The following is a 9,379-nucleotide window of genomic DNA, read 5'->3' as shown; positions in this document are numbered from 1 at the left end:
CCCCGCGGGGCTACTGCTCGAGCTCTCAACAGCCGCGGGCTCCGCATCCCCTGTTTCGAACCGGGGCCCCCCCCCCGGTCACCAACGGCCCCGCGTCCGATCCTAACCTGCTGAACCCGGGGCCCTTCGTCATGTGCTGCGCCCGAGAGGCTCGTGCGCGTGGGCGCCCGGCGGGCGTGCGTTGCGGGCAGACTGGGGGCCATGGCCTCGTCCTCCCGTCGCAGAATGTGCCCCGAGTGCCGTCGCGAGATCGCCGTCGTCGCGGGGCGGTACGCGCGCCATGACCCGCCCGGAGCGCGGGGCGGCGGCGAGCTGGTCTCCTGTCCCGGATCGCGGCGGACGGCGCAACTCGGGGCGGCGCAGCCGTCCTTGGACGGGTATGTCGTCCCCGACTTTCCCGGACAGCTGCCCCTCTTCTGACCGCGTCGCGCGCCCCGCGTCCGCCCGGCGCCTCCCGCTCGTCCCGCGCCCGCCTCAGTTCCCGGCCACCGACTTCACCGCCACCGACACGGGCGTCGAACCGCTGATCAGCTCCAGGGTCAGGCCGTGCGTCGCCGGGGTGTCGACCAGTTCCGCCAGGGCCGCGGCCACGTCGTCGCGCGGGACGGGGCCGCGACCGGTGTGCGCCTCCAGCCGTACGAGGCCGGTGCCCGCGTCGTCCGTCAGCATGCCGGGGCGCAGGATCGTCCAGTCCAGCTCGTCCAGCGAGCGGACGTGCGCGTCGGCCTCGCCCTTGGCGCGCAGGTAGACGTCGAAGATCTCGTCCCCGTGGTGCGCGGGATCGGCGCCCATGGAGGACACGACCACGAAGCGTCGTACGCCCGCCCGGACCGCCGCGTCCGCGAAGAGGACCGCCGCCGACTTGTCCACCGTGTCCTTGCGGTCCACCCCGCTTCCGGGGCCCGCCCCAGCCGCGAAGACCGCCGCGTCGGCGCCCCGCAGACGTTCCGCGACCTCCTCCAGCGAGGCCGACTCCAGATCGAGCACGATCGGTTCGGCACCGGCCGCACGGAGATCGTCCGCCTGTTCGGCCTTGCGGATGATGCCCGCCACCTCGTCACCGCGCGCGGCGAGCAACCGCTCCAGCCGCAGCGCGATCTGACCATGACCACCAGCGATGACAATGCGCATGTCTTCGACCGTACGCCCCGACAGCCGCCCGCGCCGCACGACTTCGGCCCGCTCCCCGGCACGGCCACCGGATGCCGGGTGAGCGCGGGTGATCATGAGGGGCGTCCACCGGGAACGGTCCTCCCCACGCCCTCAGCCCACCCCCTCAGCCCGGTCCCTCCACATGGCCCCCACGCCCCCCACGCTCCCCCCGCCCCTGCCGAGGCAGCCCCAGGTCCGCCGCCCCGTTCTGGTCGCCGTACTCCCGTACCGCGCTGGTCCGCGACACCACGCGCCCCCGGTGCACCACGAGCCGGCTGTACGCCAGGGACAGCGCCCCCGCCAGCCGGTCGCCGCGTACCGCGAGGAGCTCGGCCGGGAATCCGGCCTCCACCCGCACCTCCGGCAGACCGAGCGCCGCCCGTGCCTCCGTGCTCACCGCCTCGTACGCGTCCTCCGGGCGCAGCCCGTGGCGTGAGGCGAGCAGGTACGCCGCCTCCAAGGGGTCACCGCGCCCGACGGGGTTGGAGACGTCCCGCAGCGCGCCGCTCCCGGCGGCGACCCGTACCCCGGCCGCCCGCAGCAGCCGTACCGGAGCCGTGCCGTCGGGGTGGTCGGCGGCGCCGCAGGCGCTCTGTGGCAGGCAGACCACCGTCACCCCGGCCGCCGCGAGCTGTTCCGCCGCCCGGGAAGCGACCTCGGCCGGCAGCAGGCCAAGGCCCTCGCAGGGACCGAGGGTCACCCCCGGGCGCAGCCCGCCCGCCATGGCAGCCAGCCGGGCCAGCCGCGCCGGATCGGCCGCGTCCGTGTGCAGGTCGACCGGGCAGCCGTGCTCGGCCGCGACCTCCAGGACCGCCTCCACGTACCCCGCCGGATCGGGATCCAGGTCGGGGCAGCCACCCACCACGTCCGCGCCCATCTTGACCGCGTCCCGCAGCATCGCCAGCCCGTCGGCCCCGGCCACGCCGGTCAGCACCCTCGGCATGGCCACCGCCGTCAGCTCGGCCAGCCCGCGCAGCGAACGCCGCGCCCGCAGTACGGCGGTCAGCGCGCCCAGCCCCGCGACGTCGCCCACGCGCACGTGCGCCCGCAGCGCGGTCGCCCCGTGTCCCAGCTGGAGCAGGGCGGCCTCCGTGGCCCGGCGCTGGACGTCCTCGGGGTCGTAGGAGACGGGGCCCGGGACGTCGGCGGTCAGGGCCGTGTCGGGGTGGACGTGGGGTTCAGCGGGAGCGGGGAGCAGCAGGTAGCCGCCGAGGTCGACGCGCGTGCCGGGTCCCGGCGTGCGGGCCGGCGTCAGGCTGCCGGCGGTGCCGACGGCCTCGATGCGCCCGCCGTGGAGCCGCACGTCCACGGTCCGGCCGTCGGTGAGCCGAGCCCCGGAGAGCAGGAGCGAGCCGCGGTCGGCGGGGCCCGAGGGGGAGGGCGAACGGGGCGGCTGCGGCTGGCTGTCGGGCATCGCGCTCCTCTGGGCTCGGGGCTGCGCAGTGGGGGACGCAAGATCACGCAGAGTGAGTCGAGCCTAGGACGGTGATCAGCCCGTGGCGCGGAGGAGCGCAATAGTCGTACCGGCGCGGTCCACCGCTCCGGAGGGGTGGGTACGGGACGGGTCAGGGGCGACGAAACGGATTTGGGCGAACGGCGGGCGACCGTGTAATGTCTTCATCGCTCGCCCCAATAGCTCAGTCGGCAGAGCGTCTCCATGGTAAGGAGAAGGTCAACGGTTCGATTCCGTTTTGGGGCTCTGGTGTGAGAGGTTCCCGTCGCGCGACGGTGCCCGATCGCATCACAGCGGTGTAGCTCAGTCGGTAGAGCAAGCGGCTCATAATCGCTGTGTCACCGGTTCAAGTCCGGTCACCGCTACTCTCAGTAGCCGATTGCGGGGTCGGTCCTTCAATCGGCTACTCTTTCCTGCGTTAATATCATCAACTCGTCCGTCAAGGAGCACTCACGTGGCTGCCACCGACGTCCGCCCGAAGATCACGCTGGCCTGCGTGGAGTGCAAGGAGCGGAACTACATCACCAAGAAGAACCGGCGTAACAACCCGGACCGACTGGAGATGAAGAAGCACTGCCCGCGTTGCAAGGCGCACACCGCGCACCGCGAAACGCGATAACAAGGCTCGTACACGAGGCCGTCCCCGATCTCTGGGGGCGGCCTCGCGTCGTTTGGGTCAGTGGTGCCCAGCACGGACACCCACCGCACAGCAGAGCAAAGCAAAGCAGCAGGAGGAGCGAGCCCATGGCGCTCGACCAGTCGTTCGTGGGGCGGACCTACCCGCCGACCGCGCCCTACGAGGTGGGCCGGGAGAAGATCCGCGAGTTCGCCGAGGCCGTGGGTGACGCCAACCCGGCGTACACGGACACGGAGGCCGCGAAGTCGCTCGGCCACCCGGACGTGATCGCCCCGCCGACCTTCGTGTTCTCGATCACGTTCAAGGCGGCCAGGCAGGTCGTCGAGGACCCGCAGCTGGGCCTCGACTACAGCCGGGTGGTGCACGGCGACCAGAAGTTCGCCTACGTCCGCCCGGTGCGGGCCGGTGACCGACTCTCCGTCACCTCGACCATCGAAGCGATCAAGTCGCTGGCCGGCAATGACGTCCTGGACATCCGCGGCGAGGTCCACGACGAGCTCGGCGAGCACGTCGTCACCGCCTGGACCAAGCTCGTGGCCCGCGCGGCCGAGGAGGCGTGAGCACCGTGACGGACCCCACCATGACGCCTCCCGCCTCTCCCGGCTCGCCCACGTCTCCCGCGTCTCCCGCCACCGCGAGGATCGCGTACGGCGACGTCGAGGTCGGCACCGAACTGCCCGCGCAGTCCTTCCCCGTGGACCGCGCCAAGCTCGTCCAGTACGCGGGCGCCTCCGGTGACTTCAACCCGATCCACTGGAACGAGAAGTTCGCCAAGGACGTCGGCCTGCCGGACGTCATCGCGCACGGCATGTTCACCATGGCAGAGGCGATCCGCGTGGTCACCGACTGGGTCGGCGACCCGGGCGCGGTCGTGGAGTACGGCGTCCGCTTCACCCGGCCCGTCGTCGTCCCGAACGACGACCAGGGTGCCGTGATCGAGGTCAGCGGCAAGGTCGCCGCCAAGCTCGACGACAACACCGTCCGCGTCGACCTCACGGCCACCAGCGGCGGCCAGAAGGTCCTCGGCATGTCCCGGGCGGTCGTCCGCCTGGGCTGAGTGGTGCGGTAAGGGGCGTTCTCCAGTGAGGACGCCCCTTACTCGGTTGTTCTCTTCGGCTGCCCTCGGCCCCCGCTTGACATAGTTAGTGATTGAGCACTAACTTACGGCTCATGGTCAGGATGAGCGCAGAGGAGCGGCGTGAGAGCGTCATCCGCGCGGCGACGACCGAGTTCGCCCGGGGTGGCTACTACGGCACCTCCACGGAGGCCATCGCCAAGCGGGTTGGTGTCTCCCAGCCGTACCTCTTCCGGCTCTTCCCCGGCAAGAAGGCGATCTTCCTCGCGGTGGCGGAACGCTGTCTCCAGGACACGCGCGAGGTGTTCGAGACGGCGTCCGAGGGGCTGCACGGCGAAGAGGCCCTGCACTCCATGGCCGAGGCCTACACGCAGCTGATCGCCGATCACCCCGAGAAGCTTCAGATGCAGTTGCAGGTGTACGTCACGGTCGCCGCGGCCGAGGCGTCCGGGGATCACGAGTTCGGCGAGATGGTACGCAGGGGCTGGCTGGAACTCTGGGACACCGTCCACGTGCCCCTGGGGGGCGACGTCAACGAGACGACGACCTTCATGGCGTACGGCATGCTCGTCAACACCCTGGCCGGCATGGGCTTTCCGCCGGGGCACCGGATCTGGGAGGGCCTCTACATCTCGTCGCGGGCCAAGCCGAGCCGGGAAAGCCAGAGCCAGGAAAGCCCGTAGCGCGTAGGGAGCGCGGGGGCGCGAATGAGTGCCCACGTACGCCCGCAAAAGTTAGTCATCAATTACTAACCACACGGAACCGTAAGCGGTGCACACCCTCTGGGGGAGAGATGTCACAGCACAGCGCAGGTCAGAGCGCACGCGGCGGGGGAGCGGTCTGGGCCCTCGTCATCACCAGCGTCGCCGGATTCATGGCCGCCCTCGACAACCTCGTCGTCACCACCGCGCTGCCCTCCATCCGCGAGGACCTGGGCGGGGCGCTGCACGACCTGGAATGGACCGTGAGCGCGTACACGCTCACCTTCGCCGTCCTCCTGATGTTCGGCGCGGCACTCGGCGACCGCTTCGGCCGCCGCAAGCTCTTCATCGTCGGCCTGACGGTCTTCACCGTCGCCTCCGCCGCCGCGGCCATGGCCCCCGGCATCGACTCGCTCATCGCCGCCCGCGCGGTCCAGGGCGTCGGTGCGGCGATCATGATGCCGCTCACCCTGACCCTGCTGACGGCCGCCGTCCCCGCCGACCGCCGCGGGATGGCGTACGGCATCTGGGGTGCCGTCAACGGGCTGGCCGTGGCCTCGGGTCCGCTGGTCGGCGGCACCCTCACCGAACACATCTCCTGGCAGTGGATCTTCTGGCTGAACGTTCCGCTGGGACTGGCCCTGCTGCCTCTCGCGCGCCTCCGCCTCACCGAGTCGTACGGCAGCGGCGCACCGCTCGACGTCACCGGCACTCTGCTCGCCAGCGGCGGACTCTTCGGCATCGTCTACGGCCTGGTCCGCGGCCCCGTCGACGGCTGGACCGGCTCCGTGGTGCTGACGGCCCTGTTCGCCGGGGCCGCGCTGCTCGCCGGTTTCATCCTCTACAGCACCCGCGCCAGGAACCCCATGCTCCCCATGCGGCTCTTCCGCTCCCGCGCCTTCGCCGGGATCAACGCGGCGAGCCTGCTGATGTTCCTCGGGATGTTCGGCTCGATCTTCCTGCTCAGCCAGTACATGCAGGGCGTGCTCGGCTACTCGCCCACCGAGGCGGGGCTGCGCATGCTGCCCTGGACCGGCATGCCGATGCTGGTCGCGCCCATCGCCGGCATCCTCTCGGACCGCGTCGGAGGGCGCCCGGTCGTCGCCGCGGGACTCTTCCTCCAGGCGGCCGGCCTCGCCTACCTCGCCTGGGTGATCACGGCCGACGCCTCCTACGCGATCCAGTTGCCCGGTCTGATCATCAGCGGAATCGGCATGGCCCTGTACTTCGCCCCCGCCTCCGCCCTGGTGATGTCCAGCGTCACGTCGAAGGAGCAGGGCATCGCGTCCGGCGCCAACAACGCCCTGCGTGAGGTGGGCGGCGCGCTCGGTATCGCGGTCATGTCCTCGATCTTCGCGGCGCAGGGCGGCTACGAGACCCCCCAGATCTTCGTCGACGGACTGCGGCCCGCGGTCGCGGTCGGCGCGGCGCTGGTGGCCCTCGGAGGCGTCGCGGCCCTGCTGATCCCGGCAGGTCGCCAGGCGGACCGGACGCCCACGGACACGCCGGAAGCGAACCAGAACCCGAACCCGGACTCGACCCGGGAGCCGGCCAAGACCGCCCCCGCCCCGGCGGCCACCAGCTGACCGCACCCACGCAGGACGAGAGGAGAGCCCGCCATGCCCACCCTTCCCTGGACCGTGCCGAACCGGCCGCCGCAGGCCACCGAGGTCCACGTCTTCGCCTCCCGTTTCGAGACCCGCACGCTGTGGGGAGCGCTGAAGTTCCTGGCGCGCACGCCGGGCGTGTGGCGGCAGGTCAGGGGCGCGCGAGGAGCGTACGGCGCCTCCCTGAAGGCGGAGCCCTTCAAGCGCACCTTCTGGACGCTGTCCGCCTGGGAGTCGCCGGAGGCGCTCAAGGACTTCGCCCGCTCCGGCACCCATGTCCCGGCCTCCCGCGGGCTGGCCGCGCAGATGCGGGACGCGAAGTTCGCCTCCTGGCCGGCGTCGAGCGACGAGCTGCCGGTGAGCTGGGCGGAAGTACGCCGGCGCTTGCGGTGAAGAAGGGAACGCCCCGGCGGTCCGGTCGGGGCATTCCCTTCTTCCTTCACCGCCGGCCGGGGCTGTCAGTGCCGTCTCGTAGTCTTGAGCGCGTGCAGGAACTCCATGACGCCCCTCTCGCCCCGCTGACCACCTTCCGACTCGGAGGACCGGCGACCCGGCTGATCACGGCCACGACCGACGCCGAGGTGATCGCCGCCGTCCGCGACGCCGACGACACCGGCACGCCCCTGCTGCTCATCGGCGGCGGATCCAACCTGGTCATCGGCGACAAGGGCTTCGACGGCACCGCCCTGCACATCGCCTCGCGCGGCCTCACCCTCGACGGCACGACGCTGGAGCTGGCGGCCGGCGAGATCTGGTCCGACGCCGTCGCCCGCACCGTCGAGGCCGGACTGGCCGGCGTCGAGTGCCTGGCCGGCATCCCCGGCTCGGCGGGCGCGACCCCCATCCAGAACGTCGGCGCGTACGGCCAGGAGGTCAGCTCCACGATCACCGAGGTGACGGCGTACGACCGCAGGAACAGGGAGACGGTCACCCTCTCCAACGCGGCCTGCGACTTCTCCTACCGCAACAGCCGCTTCAAGGCCGAACCCGAGCGGTACGTCGTGCTGCGCGTCCGTTTCCGGCTGGAGGACGCGCGCGGATTCTCCGCTCCGCTCCGCTACGCCGAGACGGCCCGTGCGCTCGGCGTCGAGGCGGGTGACCGGGTCCGGCTGACCGCCGCCCGCGACACCGTGCTGAAGCTGCGCGCGGGGAAGGGCATGGTGCTGAACCCCGACGACCACGACACCTGGTCGGCCGGGTCGTTCTTCACCAACCCGATCCTCACGGACGACGAGTTCACCGCGTTCCGCTCGCGCGTGGCCGAACGGCTCGGGGACTCGGCGGAGCCGCCCGCCTTCCCGGCGGGGGACGGCCGCATCAAGACCTCGGCGGCCTGGCTGATCGACCGGGCCGGCTTCACCAAGGGGTACGGCACGGGCCCCGCCCGCATCTCCACGAAGCACACGCTGGCGCTGACCAACCGCGGCGAGGCCACCACGGAGGACCTGCTGGCGCTGGCCCGCGAGGTCGTCGCCGGCGTCCACGACGCGTTCGGCGTCACGCTGGTCAACGAGCCGGTGACGGTGGGCGTGCGCCTCTAGGCCCTGCCGGGCCCGGCCCGGCTACCCGGCCGGCCACCCGTCCACCCCGCCCGGCTACCCGTCCACCCCGCCCGGCTACCCGGCCAGCCACCCGTCCACCCCGGCCTGCAACTTCTCCTTCACGTCCGCCGGCGCCGCCGACCCCCGCACCGACTGCCGTGCCAGTTCCGCCAGTTCCGGGTCCGTGAACCCGTGGTGCTCCCTGGCGAAGTCGTACTGAGCCGCCAGCCGCGCCCCGAACAGCAGCGGGTCGTCCGCGCCCAGCGCCATCGGCACCCCCGCCTCGAACAGCCTGCGCAGCGGCACGTCCTCCGGCTTCTCGTACACGCCCAGGGCGACGTTCGACGCCGGACACACCTCGCACGTCACCTGCCGGTCGGCGAGCCGCTTCAGCAGCCGCGGGTCCTCCGCCGCCCGCACCCCGTGCCCGATCCGGTCCGCCTCCAGGTCGTCCAGGCAGTCCCGCACCGACGCCGGCCCCGTCAGCTCACCGCCGTGCGGCGCCGACAGCAGCCCCCCTTCGCGCGCGATCGCGAACGCGCGGTCGAAGTCCCGGGCCATGCCCCGGCGTTCGTCGTTGGACAGCCCGAACCCGACCACGCCCCGGTCCGCGTACCGTACCGCCAGCCGGGCCAGCGTCCGCGCGTCCAGCGGATGCTTCATCCGGTTCGCGGCCACCAGCACCCGCATCCCGATCCCGGTGTCCCGCACGGTCGTCTCCACCGCGTCCAGGATGATCTCCAGCGCGGGGATCAGCCCGCCCAGCCGCGGCGCGTACGACGTCGGGTCCACCTGGATCTCCAGCCACCCCGACCCGTCCCGCACATCCTCCTCCGCGGCCTCCCGCACCAGCCGCTGGATGTCCTCCGGCTCCTGCAGACACGACCGCGCCGCGTCGTACAGCCGCTGGAAGCGGAACCAGCCCCGCTCGTCCGTCGCCCGCAGCTTGGGCGACTCCCCGCGGCCCAGCGCCTCGGTCAGCGTCTCGGGCAGTCGTACACCGTGCTTGTCGGCCAGTTCCAGCAGGGTCGCGGGCCGCATCGACCCGGTGAAGTGCAGGTGGAGATGGGCCTTCGGCAGTTCAGAGACATCACGTACACGCGGGGGGTTCGGGGGGTGTCCCCCTGAAGAGCACAGCATTCGGTGATCCTGCCGCACGACACGCCCGGCCCGACAGCACTTTCCCCGTACGTGGTCTTGCTCGCACAAACAA

Annotated in this window: 11 protein-coding genes and 2 tRNA genes; 10 read left to right on the top strand and 3 right to left on the bottom strand. The window is 71.9% G+C overall.

Features of this window, described 5'->3' with window-relative positions; genetic code table 11:
• Positions 1 to 201 precede the first annotated feature (201 nt).
• The gene (locus tag ACFWR9_RS30230; protein ID WP_125495718.1) at positions 202 to 420 is read left to right on the top strand and encodes a hypothetical protein; all 219 of its coding nucleotides are present in this window, start codon (positions 202 to 204) and stop codon (positions 418 to 420) included.
• A 54-nt stretch (positions 421 to 474) separates the two neighbouring features.
• On the opposite strand, the gene ACFWR9_RS30225 is transcribed toward ACFWR9_RS30230, so the two are convergent.
• The gene (locus tag ACFWR9_RS30225; RefSeq protein WP_383847374.1) at positions 475 to 1,131 is read right to left on the bottom strand and encodes an SDR family oxidoreductase; all 657 of its coding nucleotides are present in this window, start codon (positions 1,129 to 1,131) and stop codon (positions 475 to 477) included.
• Positions 1,132 to 1,276: 145 nt separating this feature from the next.
• On the bottom strand, positions 1,277 to 2,566 hold the full coding sequence (locus ACFWR9_RS30220) for a hydrolase (protein ID WP_383847371.1): 1,290 nt from the start codon (positions 2,564 to 2,566) through the stop codon (positions 1,277 to 1,279).
• A gap of 212 nt (positions 2,567 to 2,778) precedes the next feature.
• On the opposite strand from ACFWR9_RS30220, the gene ACFWR9_RS30215 reads away from it, so the two are divergent.
• The 9 genes from ACFWR9_RS30215 (at position 2,779) to ACFWR9_RS30175 (ending at position 8,166) form a co-directional block, all read left to right on the top strand.
• Positions 2,779 to 2,851 (top strand) — tRNA-Thr (locus ACFWR9_RS30215).
• A gap of 46 nt (positions 2,852 to 2,897) precedes the next feature.
• Positions 2,898 to 2,970: transfer RNA gene (locus ACFWR9_RS30210), tRNA-Met, on the top strand.
• Positions 2,971 to 3,059: 89 nt separating this feature from the next.
• Positions 3,060 to 3,224 carry a 50S ribosomal protein L33 gene (rpmG, locus tag ACFWR9_RS30205; RefSeq protein WP_006347275.1) on the top strand — a complete coding sequence of 55 codons (165 nt, stop codon included), beginning with the start codon at positions 3,060 to 3,062 and terminating at the stop codon, positions 3,222 to 3,224.
• 125 nt (positions 3,225 to 3,349) lie between these two features.
• Positions 3,350 to 3,802 (top strand): MaoC family dehydratase N-terminal domain-containing protein, encoded by a 453-nt coding sequence (locus tag ACFWR9_RS30200; RefSeq protein WP_383847369.1) that lies wholly within the window; start codon positions 3,350 to 3,352, stop codon positions 3,800 to 3,802.
• 20 nt (positions 3,803 to 3,822) lie between these two features.
• On the top strand, positions 3,823 to 4,299 hold the full coding sequence (locus ACFWR9_RS30195; RefSeq protein WP_383847380.1) for a MaoC family dehydratase: 477 nt from the start codon (positions 3,823 to 3,825) through the stop codon (positions 4,297 to 4,299).
• Positions 4,300 to 4,412: 113 nt separating this feature from the next.
• A complete protein-coding gene (locus ACFWR9_RS30190) occupies positions 4,413 to 5,000 on the top strand; it encodes a TetR/AcrR family transcriptional regulator (protein WP_383847368.1) in 588 nt (195 codons plus the stop codon).
• Between the two features lie 110 nt (positions 5,001 to 5,110).
• On the top strand, positions 5,111 to 6,604 hold the full coding sequence (locus ACFWR9_RS30185; RefSeq protein ID WP_383847366.1) for an MFS transporter: 1,494 nt from the start codon (positions 5,111 to 5,113) through the stop codon (positions 6,602 to 6,604).
• Between the two features lie 33 nt (positions 6,605 to 6,637).
• The gene (locus ACFWR9_RS30180; RefSeq protein WP_383847364.1) at positions 6,638 to 7,018 is read left to right on the top strand and encodes a DUF3291 domain-containing protein; all 381 of its coding nucleotides are present in this window, start codon (positions 6,638 to 6,640) and stop codon (positions 7,016 to 7,018) included.
• Positions 7,019 to 7,110: 92 nt separating this feature from the next.
• On the top strand, positions 7,111 to 8,166 hold the full coding sequence (locus ACFWR9_RS30175) for a UDP-N-acetylmuramate dehydrogenase (RefSeq protein ID WP_383847362.1): 1,056 nt from the start codon (positions 7,111 to 7,113) through the stop codon (positions 8,164 to 8,166).
• Between the two features lie 75 nt (positions 8,167 to 8,241).
• Here the strand turns inward: ACFWR9_RS30175 and ACFWR9_RS30170 are convergent, their stop codons facing one another.
• Positions 8,242 to 9,306, bottom strand: coding sequence for an adenosine deaminase (locus ACFWR9_RS30170; protein ID WP_383847360.1), 1,065 nt, complete (start codon positions 9,304 to 9,306; stop codon positions 8,242 to 8,244).
• Between the last annotated feature and the right edge of the window lie 73 nt (positions 9,307 to 9,379).

The organism is Streptomyces sp. NPDC058534 (assembly GCF_042717365.1).
Lineage (GTDB): Bacteria > Actinomycetota > Actinomycetes > Streptomycetales > Streptomycetaceae > Streptomyces.
Note: the sequence above shows the minus strand (reverse complement) of the source record. Positions and strands in the feature narration are given on the sequence as shown.